Source organism: Serratia sp. PL17, from assembly GCF_017832355.1.
Lineage (GTDB): Bacteria > Pseudomonadota > Gammaproteobacteria > Enterobacterales > Enterobacteriaceae > Serratia.
In genome coordinates this window covers 243,930-259,747 of record NZ_JAFIBY010000006.1, presented here as the reverse complement: position 1 = coordinate 259,747, position 15,818 = coordinate 243,930, and the positions used below count along the sequence as shown (strand labels likewise).

General features: G+C 55.0%; 14 protein-coding genes. 5 read left to right on the top strand and 9 right to left on the bottom strand.

The annotated features are described in order from the left end of the window. Positions 1-44 precede the first annotated feature (44 nt). Complete coding sequence (gene yidA / locus JOE25_RS19540) at positions 45-860, top strand: sugar-phosphatase (RefSeq protein WP_209638056.1); 816 nt, start codon at positions 45-47, stop codon at positions 858-860. A gap of 41 nt (positions 861-901) precedes the next feature. Here yidA and JOE25_RS19535 read toward each other — a convergent pair whose 3' ends face one another. Next, on the bottom strand, positions 902-1,843 hold the full coding sequence (locus JOE25_RS19535) for an ornithine cyclodeaminase family protein (RefSeq protein ID WP_209638053.1): 942 nt from the start codon (positions 1,841-1,843) through the stop codon (positions 902-904). Beyond that, positions 1,830-2,798 (bottom strand): threonine/serine dehydratase, encoded by a 969-nt coding sequence (locus JOE25_RS19530; protein ID WP_209638052.1) that lies wholly within the window; start codon positions 2,796-2,798, stop codon positions 1,830-1,832. Before JOE25_RS19530 ends, JOE25_RS19535 begins: the two co-directional genes overlap by 14 nt. 172 nt (positions 2,799-2,970) lie before the next feature. Between JOE25_RS19530 and JOE25_RS19525 the strand changes: the two genes are divergently transcribed. Beyond that, positions 2,971-4,251 carry a DUF3748 domain-containing protein gene (locus JOE25_RS19525; RefSeq protein ID WP_209638049.1) on the top strand — a complete coding sequence of 427 codons (1,281 nt, stop codon included), beginning with the start codon at positions 2,971-2,973 and terminating at the stop codon, positions 4,249-4,251. A 33-nt stretch (positions 4,252-4,284) separates the two neighbouring features. Here JOE25_RS19525 and JOE25_RS19520 read toward each other — a convergent pair whose 3' ends face one another. Beyond that, entirely contained in the window at positions 4,285-4,629 is a 345-nt protein-coding gene (locus tag JOE25_RS19520; protein WP_209638047.1) for a YceK/YidQ family lipoprotein, read from the bottom strand. Between the two features lie 307 nt (positions 4,630-4,936). Between JOE25_RS19520 and ibpA the strand changes: the two genes are divergently transcribed. The 3 genes from ibpA (at position 4,937) to JOE25_RS19505 (ending at position 7,712) form a co-directional block, all read left to right on the top strand. Further along, complete coding sequence (gene ibpA, locus JOE25_RS19515) at positions 4,937-5,350, top strand: small heat shock chaperone IbpA (protein WP_209638045.1); 414 nt, start codon at positions 4,937-4,939, stop codon at positions 5,348-5,350. Positions 5,351-5,456: 106 nt separating this feature from the next. Beyond that, positions 5,457-5,885: a small heat shock chaperone IbpB gene (gene ibpB, locus JOE25_RS19510; RefSeq protein WP_037421171.1), complete on the top strand. Its 429-nt coding sequence runs from the start codon at positions 5,457-5,459 to the stop codon at positions 5,883-5,885. Positions 5,886-6,053: 168 nt separating this feature from the next. Then, positions 6,054-7,712 carry a putative transporter gene (locus JOE25_RS19505; protein WP_209638043.1) on the top strand — a complete coding sequence of 553 codons (1,659 nt, stop codon included), beginning with the start codon at positions 6,054-6,056 and terminating at the stop codon, positions 7,710-7,712. A gap of 42 nt (positions 7,713-7,754) precedes the next feature. Here the strand turns inward: JOE25_RS19505 and JOE25_RS19500 are convergent, their stop codons facing one another. From JOE25_RS19500 to JOE25_RS19475, 6 genes are all read right to left on the bottom strand, one after another. Continuing rightward, entirely contained in the window at positions 7,755-9,008 is a 1,254-nt protein-coding gene (locus JOE25_RS19500) for a valine--pyruvate transaminase (RefSeq protein WP_209638041.1), read from the bottom strand. Positions 9,009-9,142: 134 nt separating this feature from the next. Beyond that, positions 9,143-11,209, bottom strand: coding sequence for an alpha-amylase (locus tag JOE25_RS19495; RefSeq protein WP_209638040.1), 2,067 nt, complete (start codon positions 11,207-11,209; stop codon positions 9,143-9,145). Between the two features lie 160 nt (positions 11,210-11,369). Then, on the bottom strand, positions 11,370-12,347 hold the full coding sequence (gene ghrB, locus JOE25_RS19490; RefSeq protein WP_209638038.1) for a glyoxylate/hydroxypyruvate reductase GhrB: 978 nt from the start codon (positions 12,345-12,347) through the stop codon (positions 11,370-11,372). 114 nt (positions 12,348-12,461) lie between these two features. Further along, positions 12,462-13,730, bottom strand: a complete 1,269-nt coding sequence (locus JOE25_RS19485; protein ID WP_209638036.1) for an MFS transporter — start codon at positions 13,728-13,730, stop codon at positions 12,462-12,464. Positions 13,731-14,019: 289 nt separating this feature from the next. Further along, positions 14,020-14,979: a sugar kinase gene (locus JOE25_RS19480; protein ID WP_209638034.1), complete on the bottom strand. Its 960-nt coding sequence runs from the start codon at positions 14,977-14,979 to the stop codon at positions 14,020-14,022. A 5-nt stretch (positions 14,980-14,984) separates the two neighbouring features. Then, positions 14,985-15,737 (bottom strand): sugar phosphate isomerase/epimerase, encoded by a 753-nt coding sequence (locus JOE25_RS19475; RefSeq protein ID WP_209638032.1) that lies wholly within the window; start codon positions 15,735-15,737, stop codon positions 14,985-14,987. Positions 15,738-15,818 lie beyond the last annotated feature (81 nt).

Sequence of the window (15,818 nt, the reverse complement as noted above, 5' to 3'; positions counted from 1 at the left end):
GCTGAAACGCGTTAGCATGGAAAAAACCACTGGGAGAGGCTCGAATGGCTATTGAACTGATTGCAATTGATATGGACGGCACGCTGCTCAACCCGCAGCACCAGATTACGCCGGCGGTAAAGCAGGCGATCACCGAGGCACGCCGCAAAGGGGTGCATGTCGTGCTGGCTACCGGGCGACCTTACGTCGGCGTGCAGGATTATCTGCGTCAGTTGGACATTCAGGGTCCCGGTGATTTCTGTATTACCTATAACGGCGCGCTGGTTTTGAAGGCGGTTGACGGTGACTGCATCCTGCAGGAAACGCTGGGCTTTGAGGATTATCTCTACTTCGAGCAGATGGCGCGTGAATTCGGCGTCCACTATCAGGCATTTGATTTCGATACGCTGTATACGCCGAACAAAGATATCGGCAAATATACCGTGCACGAGTCGGAAATGACCGGTATCCCGCTCAAATACCGCAGTGTGGAAGAGATGGATCGTTCGATTCGTTTCCCGAAATTGATGATGGTTGACGAGCCTGAGTTGCTGGATCGCGCTATCGCCCGTATTCCGGCCGAAACGCATGAGCGCTACACCATCCTGAAAAGCGCGCCTTATTTCCTGGAGCTCCTGCATAAAAATGTGGATAAAGGTGCCGGCGTGAAAATGCTGGCCGATCATCTTGGCATTGCGCGTGAAAACGTGATGACGTTGGGCGACCAGGCTAACGACACCGCGATGATCGAGTATGCCGGTGTCGGCGTTGCAATGGGTAACGCTATTCCGGAACTGAAGGCGGTGGCACAGTTTGTTACCACCACCAACACGGAAGACGGCGTAGCGCGCGCCATTGAGAAGTTTGTGCTCAATGCCTAATGCTGTTTGGCATTACAGGGGCGCAACTGCGCCCTTGTACGTTATAGCCGTGCCAAAATGCCTTTCACAATTTGCACATCCTGAATCGCCAGCCCGGTGAGATCGGCGAGGGTGATTTGCCGAGGATCACTGCGCACTTTTATCCCCTGAGCCAATGCCGTACCGAATTCGACGATTGGCGTCGATTGAAGTAAACCCTGCCGATAAGCCGTGGCGATCTCGCCGTATTCTGTGCACTGGGACACCGCGTCGACCAGCAACACATCCGCGCTGGCAACCAGGCTGCTCTCCAGTTCCTGCTTACCCTGAGCATCGGCGCCGACGGCAGTGATGTGGGTACCGGGTTGAATATCTGCTGCCCGCAGAATGGGTTCACGGCTGGGTGTTGTGGTGACAATCAACCGGCAGTGTCCCGCCAATTCTGCGGCATCCTGCGTGGTCTGTACCCGAAATCCTTCCGCCTCCGCTTCGCGACGGAAAGCGTCTAACGCCGGTTCGTTACGGCCCCACACCCAAACGTCGCGACAGGTCGTCTGCGGTTTGAGGTGTTGCAATTGCAGCCTGGCCTGCATGCCACAACCGATGAGGCCAATCGCCGGGATATCCGCTGGTGCGCACAGTTCGGCGGCAATACGTCCGGCCAGCGCGGTGCGTAACGCGGTCAGCCAACCTTCGTCCAACAATAATGCCTGCGGTACGCCGGTCTGCGCCGAGAAGGCCATCATCAGCCCTTGATTGCTGGCCAGGCCCTGCAACGCGTTGTGATAAAAGCCGGAAGAAACCTTGATGACAAATTGTTCGTCCCCTTCCAGCCACGCTGATTTAATGCAGCAGTCACCCGACGCCTGCTCGAAGAGGAAGTGCTGAACTGGCGGCTGTTGCACCCGTTGCTGTGAATAGGCAATAAACCCCTGTTTAAGCAACAAAGTGACTGCATCAGCATCGAAAGCGTCAAGAATCTGCCGTTTATTAATGATTCTCATCGGAGATGGCCTTGAGGTATTTTTCCAGTACGATGTTTTTGCCACACAGCACTACCGCCACTTTCTTCCCCTGAAATTCCGGCGCGAGTTTGATGGCGGCAGCTAAGGCTACTCCGGCTGCGCCCTCAATAATCCAGCGATCGCTGGCGGCAATCTGGCGCATGGCCTGCTTGATTTCCGCTTCACTGACCAATATTTTTCGGTCAATCACCTGCTGGCACAGCGGGAAGGTGATTGCGTTCGGCTCGACACCGCCAGCGGTGCCATCGGACAGCGTGTCCCGTTCTTCCACCGGATAAATATGGCCGGCTTCCAGTGCGCTATACATGCTGGTGGCATTTTCTGGCCAGCAGGCGATAAGCTGTGTTTTGGGAGACAATCGCTGCAGAACGGTACCAATTCCTGAAATATAGCCGCCGCCTCCCACTGCGACAAACACCGCATCCAAATCCGCTTGCTGCTCCACTAGCTCCATGCCGCAGGTGCCCTGACCGGCAACCACCTGTGGGTCGTTATAGGGTGAGATATAGACTTTACCTTGCTCAATGGCCGCCTTTTCTCCCGCCTGTTCGGCATTCAGTGCATCGCCCGGTATCAATTCCACCTTACCGCCGAGCGCACGGATGGTCTCCAGTTTGATCGCTGCCGCCGTTTCTGGGGCATACACCGTCACGCTGACACCCATCAGTTTGCCTGCCAACGCGACGGCTTGGCCATGATTCCCGGTAGAAGCGGCGATCACCCCGCAGCTGCGCTGTTGGTCATTGAGCAACCGCAGTTTGTTGCTGGCACCACGAAACTTGAAGGAGCCGGTATGTTGCAGATGGTCGCATTTCAGATACAGCTCGCAGCCCAACTGCTGTGACAGCAATACGCTGTGGTCCAGCGGGGTCACGCGAACCTGCGGGCGCAAGTGCTGATGGGCGGAAACAATGGCATCGAATAGATTGCTCATACAGGCTCCTGTAGAAAAGATTAATGTAGACTTTAAAATCCAGTGTGTACTTTTTAGTATTGTCTGTAAACCTTCATTTGTGCGTGGACACAGTGTGCCAATGGGCAATGTGAACCCACAGCCCATTCCGGTAAGATGGCTGTTCAGTACCAGCCTATGCAGGAGAGCCGCCATGAGCCATCGGGAACAACAACTGACTTTTGATCCACGTGGACATCAGTTAACCAATATTAACGTCTGGACGCCGGACAGCCAGTGGTTGGCTTACGATGTACGCCCGAATGGGGCTTCCTTCACTGGCTTGAGTATCGAGCGGGTGAACGTCGATAGCGGCGTGGTAGAGGTGGTCTATCGCGCGCAGCAGGGTGCCCACGTTGGCGTGGTAACCGTCAGCCCGGATGCGCCGGCTCGCTATGCCTTTATTCACGGGCCAGAGTATCCGGACAGCGTTTGGCATTATGATTTTCACCACCGTCGTGGGGTGATCGTCAGCGAGCCGGATCGTGAATTGGCCATAACCCTCGATGCGATGGATATCACCGCCCCCTTTACCCCTGGTGCGCTACGTGGCGGCACTCACGTGCATGTCTTTAGCCCGGACGGTAGCCGCCTGAGCTTCACCTACAATGACCACGTAATGCACGAGTTGGACCCGGCGCAGGATTTGCGCAACGTGGGTGTGGCTGTGCCATTGCAGGGAGTGAACCCGCCGAAGCAACATCCGCGTGAATATGACGGTAGCCATTACTGTGTATTGGTGAGCGAGACGACATCGCAGCCACAGCCAGGCAGCGACCAAATTAACCGCGCCTATGAAGAAGGTTGGGTCGGTCAGCGTGGTTATACCCGGCCTGATGGGCGGCAACAGCGTTGGGCGCTGGCATTTATCGGCGATACGCTTTCCAGCAGCGGTGAGAAGCTACCTGAGGTTTTTATTGTAGATCTGCCACAGGATGATACCGATTATGCCAAAGCCGGAGCCAGGCCGTTACAGGGCACCGCCCGCCATTTGCCTGCACCGCCGTTGGGAGTGCGCCAACGCCGGTTGACGTTTACCGGCCAACGCTGTTATCCCGGTGTTGTGACCACGCCTCGCCACTGGCTGCGCAGTTCGCCCGACGGTAGCATGATCGCCTTTCTAATGAAGGATGATAGAGGGGTTGTGCAATTGTGGACAATCTCACCCAATGGCGGTGACCCGCGGCAGATCACCCATGGTGAACACGGGATTCAGTCGGCATTTAGCTGGCATCCACAGGGGGGCAGGATCGCGTTGGTGTGTGATAACAGCCTCATGGTGTGTGAGGTCGCAAGTGGCCGAATGCAGCGCCTGACACAGCGTACTGCGCTACCGCCGTCGGGGGACGCTATCGTGTTCTCACCGGACGGCAATAAAGTGGCGTTTATGCGTGAGATTGGCGGATTCAGCCAGATTTTTGTGGTCGGGCTGTAATCAACCGCGGGCAAGTGGCCCGCGTCTGATACGTTAATGTGGGGTTGTGGTGGCTGCGTGGGCAGGATCGCCGCTGGCGGCCAGATTCTGCTCTTCACCGCGGAGAATGCGCGCCTTAGGTGAGTCTGAGGTCGCGTCACTGCCAGATCGCATATAGTCGTAAGGCAGCAATACCGTGTCCATGACGGCTGATAACGGCAGATCCAACGCAACCAGTGGCATCATTGCCCAACTGGTGTTGTCATCCTTCAGAATATCCACGCTGGCGCGAGTGCCGGGGTAATAGCCCTGATTTGGGCCAGTGTGGCTCATCACGCTTGAGCAGCCGTTAGTCGCTAACAGCATGCAACTGGTTGCTATCACTCTCATCGTTTTCATTATTATTCCATCCTGCAGGGTGCTGTTCCCCAAAATCTGCTGATCTATAACATCTTGTGGATGTTTTAAAAGGAGCAAGGACCCGCTCTGTGGCAGTAGTCTCAGTTTATTGTAAGGGATAAAAAAAATTTCGCCGAACTGATTGTCATTTTTTTGATCGTCGCCAGTTGAAATGCTGAAAGCAATCCCCATTTTCTTATCAGTACCCAATTAAGAATTCGCCGTAAGGGAATTCCGATTATTTAGTCTGTCCCGTGTGGAAGGCTTAATTATTAAACCTCGCTGAAGTGTCTTAGGAGGCTGTTTTATGCGCAATTTTGATCTTTCCCCACTCTATCGTTCCGCGATTGGTTTTGATCGTTTGTTTAACACGTTAGAGGCAAGCCAAAGCCAGAGTAATGGCGGTTATCCTCCTTATAACGTTGAACTGGTAGATGAAAATCATTACCGCATTGCGATAGCGGTAGCCGGGTTTGCCGAGCAGGAGCTGGAAATAACCAGCCAGGATAATCTGCTGATTGTTCGCGGCGCTCATAATAATGAACCGGCGGAAAGAACCTACTTATATCAAGGTATTGCCGAGCGGAACTTTGAACGTAAATTCCAGCTGGCCGAGCATATCCAAATTAAAGGCGCCAAGCTGGAAAACGGTTTGTTGTATATAGATATGGAAAGAATTGTTCCAGAAACATTAAAACCGCGCCGGATCGAAATTAAATAATTCCTATTTCATCGGTGGAATGAATCGCCGGTGGGACGTTAGTTAACTTGCCTGCCGTCAGGGGGCAAATTAAACATAATCTCGCTTCATAGAAGGAGTTTACACTATGCGTAATTACGATTTATCCCCACTGCTGCGTCAGTGGATTGGTTTTGACAAACTGGCCAGTTCAATGGGCGGTCAGGAACCGCAAGGGTTCCCGCCTTACAATATCGAGAAAAGCGACGACAACCATTACCGCATTTCTCTGGCGTTGGCCGGGTTTAAGCAAAGCGAGCTGGATATTGAGGTTGAAGGCCCACGGCTGACTGTGCGGGGCAAACCGACGCCACCAGAAAAACAGGTGGAATATCTGCATCAAGGGCTGGTGTGTAAAGAGTTTACGTTGACCTTCACGTTGGCTGAGCATCTGCAGGTGTCAGAAGCCCAGTTTGAAAACGGCCTTCTGCATATCGATCTGGTGCGTCAGGTTCCGGAAGCCCTGCAGCCGCAGCGTATTGCCATCGGCACCACGCCGGGGTTGGAATCAAAATAACCGACTGAAAAACGGCAAAATTATACGGGGGAAGTCCAAACGGGCTTCCCCCGTTGCATTCTGTGGCGCACCCCACAGTCGTACCTTCCCGCTTATGCCAAAATCCTTGTTAATTGTGCGTATTTAACCGCAAAACCGGTTGTTAAACTTCTGGCAAGGATGTGACCAATGAGCGAAATCGCCCTGACCGTCAGTATGTTGGCGTTGGTGGCCGTTCTCGGGCTGTGGATGGGTAACTGGAAGGTCTACGGAGTTGGGCTGGGTATTGGTGGGGTGTTGTTCGGTGGCATCATCGTTGGGCATTTCGCCCAGAGCTGGCAGCTCAATCTTAATGGCGACATGCTGCACTTTATTCAGGAGTTTGGCCTGATCCTGTTTGTTTATACCATTGGTATTCAGGTCGGTCCTGGTTTCTTCTCTTCGTTGCGGGTATCCGGGCTGCGGCTCAACGGCTTTGCCATTTTACTGGTGTTGCTCGGTGGGGGCGTGGCGGCGGTGGTTCACAAATTGTTTGCCGTACCACTGCCAATCATTCTGGGCGTGTTCTCCGGCGCGGTCACTAATACGCCAGCGCTCGGGGCCGGGCAGCAAATTCTTACCGATTTAGGATCAGATCCTGCACTGGTCGATCGCATGGGGATGGGATACGCCATGGCGTACCCGTTCGGCATTTGCGGCATTTTATTGGTGATGTGGCTGATACGCCTGTTTTTCCGCATCAATATCGAGCGAGAGGCGCAGATCTTTGAAAGCAGCCTGGGCAACCAGCGCGAGCTGCTGCATACCATGAACGTCGCGGTGCGTAACCCCAACCTGCAGGGGATGGCAATCAAAAATGTGCCGCTATTGAACGGTGAAGACATCATTTGTTCACGCCTGAAACGCGGCGAGCTGCTGATGGTACCGGCACCGCTCGAGAAGCTGGAGCTGGGCGACTACCTGCATCTGGTGGGCAAGCGTGAAAATTTGGAAAATGCCCGGTTGGTGATTGGCGAAGAAGTAGACGTTTCACTGTCGACACGCGGTACGGAGCTGCAGGTGGTGAGAGCGGTGGTGACCAATGAAAAAGTCTTGGGCAGCAAAATCCGCGATCTGAACCTGAAGCAAAAATACGACGTGGTGATTTCACGTCTCAACCGTTCTGGGGTGGAATTGGTTGCCGGCAGCAATGTCACGCTGCAATTTGGCGATATCCTCAACCTGGTTGGGCGGCCGGAGTCCATCGAGGCGGTGGCGGCCATTGTCGGCAACGCTCAACAGAAGCTGCAGCAGGTGCAAATGCTGCCGGTATTTATTGGCATTGGTTTGGGTGTGCTGCTGGGGTCTATTCCACTGTTTGTACCGGGTTTCCCGGCGGCATTGCGACTGGGGCTTGCCGGTGGGCCGTTGGTGGCGGCCTTGATCCTCGGGCGTATTGGCAGCATCGGTAAGCTGTATTGGTTTATGCCACCGAGCGCCAACCTCGCGTTGCGCGAACTGGGCATTGTGCTGTTTCTGGCGGTGGTGGGGTTGAAGTCAGGGGGGAACTTTGTCGATACCTTGATTAATGGCGAAGGATTGGAGTGGATCGGTTATGGCGCGCTGATTACGGCTATCCCACTGCTCAGTGTGGGCGTGTTGGCGCGGTGGGTGGGTAAGATGAATTATCTGACACTGTCCGGCATGCTGGCAGGTTCAATGACGGATCCACCGGCGCTGGCCTTCGCCAACGGCCTGCACCCGACCAGCGGCGCTGCTGCGTTGTCTTATGCCACGGTTTATCCGTTAGCGATGTTCCTGCGTATCATGTCACCGCAGTTGCTGGCGGTGCTGTTCTGGGCGATGTAAGACGATGGGGCACAGGTGTTGAACGGTGCCCCATCGCTATGATCAGTTCGCCTCTTGGTGAGCGCGTTCGATCTCTTCCGCCAGTATGGCTACGCCGCGCTCAATCTTCTCTGGGTCAGGCACGTAGTTCATGCGCATACACTGATGGGTGTGTGGCCATTCATGCTCCAACCCCGGGAAGAAGTAGTGCCCTGGCACCATCAGCACACCACGCTTTTTCAGGCGTTGATACAGCAATTCGGTGGTGATCGGCAGGTCCTTAAACCACAGCCAGAGGAAAATTGCCCCTTCCGGTTTGTGGATCAGGCAGCGTTCTGGTGACAGGTAGCGGCGAATGATCTCGATCGTGTGCTCAACGCGCTGTTTGTAGAACGGACGGATCACCTCGTTGGACAAGCGCAGCAAATCACCACGTTCGATCATTTCTGTCGCCATTGCCGGGCCCATGCTGCCCGGTGACAGGCTGATGATACCGTTCATGTTGGTCAGCGCACTGATCACCTTCTCGTCAGCGATCACAATACCGCAGCGTGAACCCGGCAGGCCGAGTTTCGACAGACTCATACATAAGATGATGTTGGGGTTCCACAGCGGTGTTGCGTCGCTGAAGATGATGCCTGGGAAGGGTACGCCATAGGCGTTATCGATCACCAGCGGGATATTACGTTGTTGCGCCAGCAGGTCGAGCTTCATCAGCTCTTCGTCGGTGATCACGTTACCGGTTGGGTTCGTGGGGCGTGACACACAGATCATGCCGATATCATCGCCAATATTCAGATGTTCGAAATCAACGTGATACTTGAACTGGCCCTCTGGCAGCAATTCGATATTAGGCTTGGCCGACACAAACAGGCCTTCGTCCAACCCTGCATCGGCATAGCCGATATATTCCGGTGCCAGCGGGAACAGCACGCGGCGGCGGCTGCCGTCGGCGTAACGCCCGGCAAACAGGTTAAACAAGTAGAAAAACGCACTCTGACTGCCGTTTGTCAGTGCAATATTCTGTGGTGAGATCTGCCAGCCGAGTTCATCGTGCAGCAAATTGGCCAGCGCTTTCAGTAAAGCGTCTTTGCCCTGCGGGCCGTCATAGTTACACAGAGCCTCAGTCAGTTTGCCTTGATCGAGCATGTCCTGGCACAGCTGTTTGAAGTAGCTTTCCATCTCTGGAATCTGTGCCGGATTGCCGCCGCCGAGCATGATGGCACCGGGGGTGCGCAGGCCTTCGTTCAGGTCATCCATTAAACGGGTAATGCCCGCATAACGGGTAAATTTGTCGCCGAAAAGTGAAAAAGTCATAGGTGCAGCTGTATTGTTTTTAGCAGGTAATCGCCCACCATACCGCCAGACAATTTCTGGTGCAATGCAGTTCATAAATCAACCACCAGGAGTAAATTTTACCTGGTGGTTTTAATTAAGCATATTACGCTAAATTATTGTGACCGATCGCCGACCCACACCACCATGACCTTATCGCCATTGAGCTGGCGGCTAAAAGCGTAGTAGCGTGCAGTGTGCTGCGATTGCTGTGTACCGGAGCCAATCGCCGGGTGGCGGGCGCGGAATTGCCCCAGTCGTTGCCAGTGCGCCAGTAACGGGGCTTTGTCGCCGTTGAGCTCGTTCCAGTTCATATCGGAACGCGTGCCCTGCAGCGGATCTGAGCCTGTGGGCCCAAGTTGGCGGCCACTTTCATCTCCGTAGTAAATCTGGACCGCGCCGGGGGCCAACAGCAGCAGGTCGGCGGCACGTTGCTGCAGCGCCAATGACCCTTTGGCATCGCTGGCGAAGAACAATCGCGTATCGTGTGAGGATATATAGCTCAGCACGTTGAAATCTTGCAACTTGTCCGCCATCTGCTGGTAGGTGTCATCGATGCTGGAGAAACAGCTCAGTGCCTGTGACGCCTGGTCCTGGAAATCAAAATTGATCATCGCGTCGAAGCCATTCTGGTAATAGTCGCTTTTCATCACGCCATGGCCCCAGGCTTCTCCGGTCATCCAAAATGGGCTGTTATCCAAAGCCTGTTGCGGATGGGCGGTTTTCCACTCAGCCAGCGCTGCCGTGGCGCGTTGTTTCAGCAGCGCCAGCGTGGGTTTCTCCACGTGCTTGGCCGTATCGACGCGAAAGCCGTCGATGCCGTAGTCACGTACCCATTGGCTAAGCCAAATGGTCAAGTAGTCGCGGGGGGTGGCACCGGGAATATCCCGTGCGGCAGTATCAGGTTTATGGCGATAAAACAGCGGTAAACCGCTGGCTCCGGGCGCTTCAGTTTTGATGTCCGGGAGGAAGGCCAGCGACAGGGTAAGATCGTCGTAACCCGGCGAGTCATAGTCGCCGATATCGGTACGGATCCAATTTTTGCCCCACCATTGGCTCCAGCCGGCCTTGTCGCTGAAGTTGATATAATCGTTGAAACTGTGCCAGTTCTGCCCTGCACCGGGTCGCCAGTCCCCCCAATTCTTGCCCAGCGTTTTTTCAATCTCTGTCCCCTTCAGATACAGCGAACCGAACTGGAAGGTTTGCATGTCCGCTAACGTGGCATAACCGACATGATTCACCACCACATCAAACAGGATACGAATACCCCGTTGGTGAGCCTGCTCAACGAGAGTACGCAGGTCTTGTTCGCTGCCCATGTTGGCATCGAGTCGTGTCCAATCCAGCGCATAGTAGCCGTGATAGGCGTAATGCGGGAAGTCGCCCTTGGTGCCGCCGCCAACCCAACCGTGGATCTGCTCTAACGGCGAACTGATCCACAGCGCGTTGACGCCGAGTTGTTGCAGGTAATCCAGTTTTTGCGTCAGGCCAGCCAGATCGCCGCCGTGAAAGGTGCCGATTTCCTGCATGCCGTCACTGCGACGGCCGTAGCTGTGGTCGTTGGCAGGGTTGCCGTTGTTAAAGCGATCGGTGAGGGCGAAATAGACCGTGGCGTTGTGCCAGTTGAAAGGTGCAGGCTTCTCGCTGCCGGCAGACTCCAGCAACAGCAATCCCCCGCTGTTGGCGGCGGGCAGCAGGGTGATTTTGCCTTGGTTGACCTTTGCCGTTTGGCCTGAATAGAAATCACGCACCGACTCGCCTTCGGCAAAGGTTGCCGTTACGTCAAGGGTGACGGGTTTGCCGTCCCAACGTTGACAGGTACGCGCGATTGCAGCGGTCGTGGTTTCCGGTGCGGTTTTTAGACTGAGTTGTAGCGTCGGAGTGCCGCTGCGGGTGTCGACACGCACCTGGTATTCCCCGGCGCGGAACAACCGCCAGGTGGCCGGTGGGTTATCGCTGCAAGGCTGAAGCGACAGGGTTTGATTCAGTTTCACCGGCTCGGTGGGCTGCCAGCACTGCTGATCCTGATAAATCTTCAGCGGCAGCTCGCCTTTGGCCAGCGTGGCGTGGCTGGTGAATAAGCCACTGGTGGATTCACCAAACGTCGGGAAGCTTTGCAGCGTCCAGCTTGCCATTGCGGGCGGTGACAGCAGCATCAACAGGGGCAGGGTTAAATTTTTCATAGCTCTCCGTACGCGTGGCAGGAAGCGTTTTTTTGTAGGGTAATGCCCAGTGTGACAAGTGACGAATAAATCGCCTCATCCCAGCGAGAGATTTTCGGGGAGGAGAAGGTGGGGGGATATAAGAAAAAGAGAGGGGCGGGAAAACGCCCGCCCGTTAACACTATTTTTTCAACAGCTGCGGGTTAACGCAGTTTTCAGTTACCGTGCCGGTTAATGCGGCTATCAGGTTGTCCACGGCGCAGGCGGCCATGCCGTAGCGGGTTTCATGGGTCGCGGACCCAATATGCGGCAGTGCCACCACGTTTGGCAGCGTCAGCAGCGGTGATGACACCGGCAATGGCTCTTTTTCGAATACATCCAGCCCGGCGGCGTGGATGGTGCCATTTTGCAGCGCTTCGATCAGCGCGGCTTCGTCCACGACGGGGCCACGGCCAGCATTGATCAGAATGCCGCTTTTTTTCATCTTCGCTAATTGATCACGGCTGATCATATGGAAGGTTTCATCGGTCAGCGGCAGTGTAATACAGATGAAATCAGACTCGGCCAACAGCGTATCGAGATCGCAACGGCGGGCGTTAAAGCGTTGCTCTGCCTCCTCATGCGTGCGGCGCGCGTTATACAGCACCGGCATACCAAAACCGAAGTGTGCACGTTGTGCCAGCGCCAGGCCGATACGGCCCATACCAAGGATGCCGATAGTTTTATGGTGTACGTCGACACCAAACCAATCTGTACCGATGCTGCCTTGCCATTCGCCGGCTTTTACTCGCTCTGCCACTTCCACGACTCGGCGTGCTGTCGCCAGTACCAAGCTCATGATGGTGTCGGCGACGGTTTCGGTGAGTACGGTAGGGGTATGCATCAGCAAGACGTGATGGGCGTTCAGTGCATCAACGTCAAAGTTATCGTAACCGACGGAAATGGTTGAGGCCGCACGCAGTTTGGGTGCCTGCTGCAGGAAGGCCTCATCAATTTTGCCGCCGGAACCGATAATCCCTTCCGCTTGTTGCAATGCTTGGCGCAGTGCATCGCGGTTATCCGGGTTCAGGCCATCAAAGGCATGCACAGTGAAGTGCTGTTCCAGTCGTTCACGCAGATCGGTGGGAATGCTTTTGTACAACACGATAGAAGGCTTCATCACGAACTCCAGCAGTACCCTCCGTCTTTCAGGCTGCAGCGTTGTTGGCTTTAAACACCGGCTGCAGCCTGAAATCCATTGGGTTTGTTCAACAGAAAGTAAATTATAACGAGACTACGCCAATTGCGGTTGGGCCTCGTTACGAGCCGGCTTGACGACCAGCGTCAGCACGACCGCCACCAACAGGGCAATGGCCATAAACATATAGGAGGCCGCCGGGCTGCCGGTCGCACCGTTCAGGTAACCGACGAACCAGGAACCGAAGAAAGAACCCAGTGCCCCCATGCTGTTGATCAGCGCCATAGCGCCACCGGCAACGTTTTTCGGCAACATCTCAGGAATGATAGCGAAGAACGGCCCGTAAGGGGCGTACATGGCCGCACCGGCAATGACCAGCAAGGTATAAGAGATCCAGAAATGGTTGGCACCGACGGCGTAAGAGCCGAAGAAAGCCAGCGCACCAATCAACAGCAGCGGCCAGACGAACAGCTTACGGTTTTGCATTTTGTCGGAAGCCCAGGACACCAGGATCATGGCGATAGTCGCTGCCAGATAAGGTACCGCGGATAGCCAACCGGCCTCCACCATTCCCATCTGCATGCCACTGCGCAGGATGGAGGGCAACCACAGCACAAAGCCGTATACGCCGATACTCCAGGCAAAATATTGAACGCACAGCAAGATCACGTTGCGTGAGCGGAAGGCTTCGCTGTAATTACGCACCGCTTTAATGCCTTTTTGTTCTTCTGCCAATTGTTGCTGCAAGGCCAGCTTTTCGTCATCACTCAGCCAATTGGCCTGTGCTGGTTTGTCTTTAGCCAACACCCACCAGCAGAAGGCCCAAATAACCGCAGGAATGCCTTCGAAGATGAACATTTCACGCCAGCCGTAGGCGTGGATCAGGTAGCCGGAAACGACGGACATCCACAGCACGGTTACTGGGTTGCCGAGGATCAGGAAGGTATTGGCACGTGAACGTTCTGATTTAGTGAACCAGTTACTGATATAAATCAGCATCGCCGGCATCACGGCGGCTTCTACCACGCCGAGAATAAAACGGATCGCAGCCAGCATTGGGATATTGCTGACCATGCCGGTCAGGGAGGCACAAGCCCCCCACAGGATCAGACACCAGAAGATCAGTTTTTTAACGCTACGGCGTTCGGCATAAATTGCGCCAGGGATCTGGAAAAAGAAATAGCCGAGGAAAAACAAGGCGCCCAGCAATGACGACATGCCTTTGGTGATACCCAGATCGTCATTGATGCCGGCAGCGGAGGCAAAGCTAAAATTGGCTCGGTCGAGATAGGCCAGGCTGTAGGTGATAAACACGATGGGCATGATGTACCACCAGCGTTTAGCCGCGATAGTCGCTTTGTTCATGTTCAGATTCCTTCAGTGGTGTCGTATTCCCGTCGTCTTTTACGCTGCAGCGCTGTTGACTGCGTTTGCCCATCCCTGTGGCTTAATTCAGCGTCTGGGGTAAGCGAACGGATTGCAGCATGAAAGTCACTGGGTATCGTTATCTCCCAACGCAATCTGGTTGTAGGGCCAGAGGTACACGTCATAAGGAGAAGTCTGTTTACCGATTATGTTTGTTATTACCCTAAATCATTCGAGTTGCAGGCAGGGCAAGAGCACTCACCTGCAGCTTGAAGCATGACGGGTATATTTATTCGGCCAATGCCGCGCGGGTCGGTAGCCCTTCGCTGTCGCCGATGGCCTGGATCGCCAGCGAGCCGATTTTATTGCCGCGTTGTACCGCTTGTTTCAGCGTTTTGCCTTCCAGCAGGGCGCTGATCGTGCCGACGGCAAAACCGTCTCCCGCCCCCACGGTATCCACCACGTTGTTGACTTTGATTGCGGCGACCGCCGCCTGATCGCCTGCTGCAGTTTTAAACCAGGCGCCCTCTGGACCGGTTTTGATGATCACTGCCTGCACACCACGCTCCAGGTAAAAATCGGCGATGCCTTCTGGTGTTGATTGGCCCGTGAGGATTTGTCCTTCTTTCAGCCCCGGCAACACCCAGTCGGCGGCAAACGCCAGTTTATTCAATTGCTCGATCATCACCTGCTGGCTGGACCACAGCACCGGGCGCAGATTCGGGTCAAATGAAATGGTTTTTCCCATGGCGCGCATTTCTCGGGCGGCATGGTGACACAGCGCCAACGATTGGCCGGACAGGGCTGCTGCAACGCCGCTCAAGTGCAGATGGCGTGCGGAGCCGAAATAATCGCGGTTGAAATCGTCGACTGATAGGTGGCTGGCTGCCGAGCCTTTGCGGAAATACTCCACACTGGGATCGGTACCATCCGTGGTTTTAGATTTGATCTGAAAACCGGTCGGGTAATTGCCATCTACCGTGACCTGTTGCGCGTTAATGCCTTCTTTTTTGAGCTGTTGCAGGGTGAAACGACCGAAAGTATCGTTGCCCACCCGGCTGACCCAACCGACGTTCAACCCCAGGCGTGCAAGGCCGATCGCCACATTCAGCTCGGCCCCTGCAATGCGTTTGGTGAAGGTTTCTACATCCGCCAGATCCCCGGTTTGTGTTGCCACGAACATCGCCATGGCTTCACCCAAGGTGACGACATCCAATGGCCCGTTATGTGCAGTTGCTAGCATGGTCATGATGTTTACTCCGCACGCAGAAGGTTAACGTAGTAGCGGGTGACCTCTTCCAGGTTGTCGCCTTGCAACGGGAATTCAATGCCGCGGGGTGCATCCAGCGGCAAACGGGTCAGCAGATCGCGCCAACTCCCATCGCTGTCGTCCAGCGCGACGGCTCGCCAACCGCGTTGGCCATGGGTTGCAGCCTTAACGTGGACATAGCTGACGTGGCGCGCCAGGCGTTCGGCAGCGGCGAAGGCGTCTTGCCCCACCCAGAGCCAGTTGGCCATATCGAACGTCATGCTGACAGGCAGACGGTTATCTTCCGCAGCGTGGAAAAAGGCATTGAGCTGCGACAAAATGCCGCAGTCAGGGGTTTGGTCATTTTCTACCACCAGGCTGACCGGATGCTGTTCCAGCGCCACTTTCAGTTCAGTAAAATCGAAGCCCGGTTGGTAGTGGCCCAACGATAATTTTAACTGACGTGCATTCAGGATTTGGGCTTCTGCCAGCAGTGCCGGCAAGTTAGGATTCAGCTGGTGCTGCGGAGTAAACAGGGCTTCAGGTGCGGAATAAACGGCGAACAGCTGGTGTTGTTCGATGGCCTTGGCCAGCGCTGGCAGGCTTTGCAATTCCTGTTCAGAAAACAGTTCACGGCGGATCTCGACGCCGTCGGCATCGGCATCGGCAATAATGGGCAATAAAGCGCTTTGGCCGCCGAGCTGCCGGACGGTATCGGTGCCGTAGGCACCGGTCACCACGATAATTTCTCTTGTCATCTTTTGTGCTCCTGAGGTGGCGTTATTCCCACCGCTGCTGTTAACTACACGTTAAATGGTACCGGTTCCATTCGAAAGCGA

Bases quoted from the DNA above. Each gene is read 5' to 3' on its own strand.
- yidA (WP_209638056.1), top strand. From the start codon at position 45: ATGGCTATTGAACTGATTGCAATTGATATGGACGGCACGCTGCTCAAC.
- JOE25_RS19535 (WP_209638053.1), bottom strand. From the start codon at position 1,843: ATGAGAATCATTAATAAACGGCAGATTCTTGACGCTTTCGATGCTGAT.
- JOE25_RS19530 (WP_209638052.1), bottom strand. From the start codon at position 2,798: ATGAGCAATCTATTCGATGCCATTGTTTCCGCCCATCAGCACTTGCGC.
- JOE25_RS19525 (WP_209638049.1), top strand. From the start codon at position 2,971: ATGAGCCATCGGGAACAACAACTGACTTTTGATCCACGTGGACATCAG.
- JOE25_RS19520 (WP_209638047.1), bottom strand. From the start codon at position 4,629: ATGAAAACGATGAGAGTGATAGCAACCAGTTGCATGCTGTTAGCGACT.
- ibpA (WP_209638045.1), top strand. From the start codon at position 4,937: ATGCGCAATTTTGATCTTTCCCCACTCTATCGTTCCGCGATTGGTTTT.
- ibpB (WP_037421171.1), top strand. From the start codon at position 5,457: ATGCGTAATTACGATTTATCCCCACTGCTGCGTCAGTGGATTGGTTTT.
- JOE25_RS19505 (WP_209638043.1), top strand. From the start codon at position 6,054: ATGAGCGAAATCGCCCTGACCGTCAGTATGTTGGCGTTGGTGGCCGTT.
- JOE25_RS19500 (WP_209638041.1), bottom strand. From the start codon at position 9,008: ATGACTTTTTCACTTTTCGGCGACAAATTTACCCGTTATGCGGGCATT.
- JOE25_RS19495 (WP_209638040.1), bottom strand. From the start codon at position 11,209: ATGAAAAATTTAACCCTGCCCCTGTTGATGCTGCTGTCACCGCCCGCA.
- ghrB (WP_209638038.1), bottom strand. From the start codon at position 12,347: ATGAAGCCTTCTATCGTGTTGTACAAAAGCATTCCCACCGATCTGCGT.
- JOE25_RS19485 (WP_209638036.1), bottom strand. From the start codon at position 13,730: ATGAACAAAGCGACTATCGCGGCTAAACGCTGGTGGTACATCATGCCC.
- JOE25_RS19480 (WP_209638034.1), bottom strand. From the start codon at position 14,979: ATGACCATGCTAGCAACTGCACATAACGGGCCATTGGATGTCGTCACC.
- JOE25_RS19475 (WP_209638032.1), bottom strand. From the start codon at position 15,737: ATGACAAGAGAAATTATCGTGGTGACCGGTGCCTACGGCACCGATACC.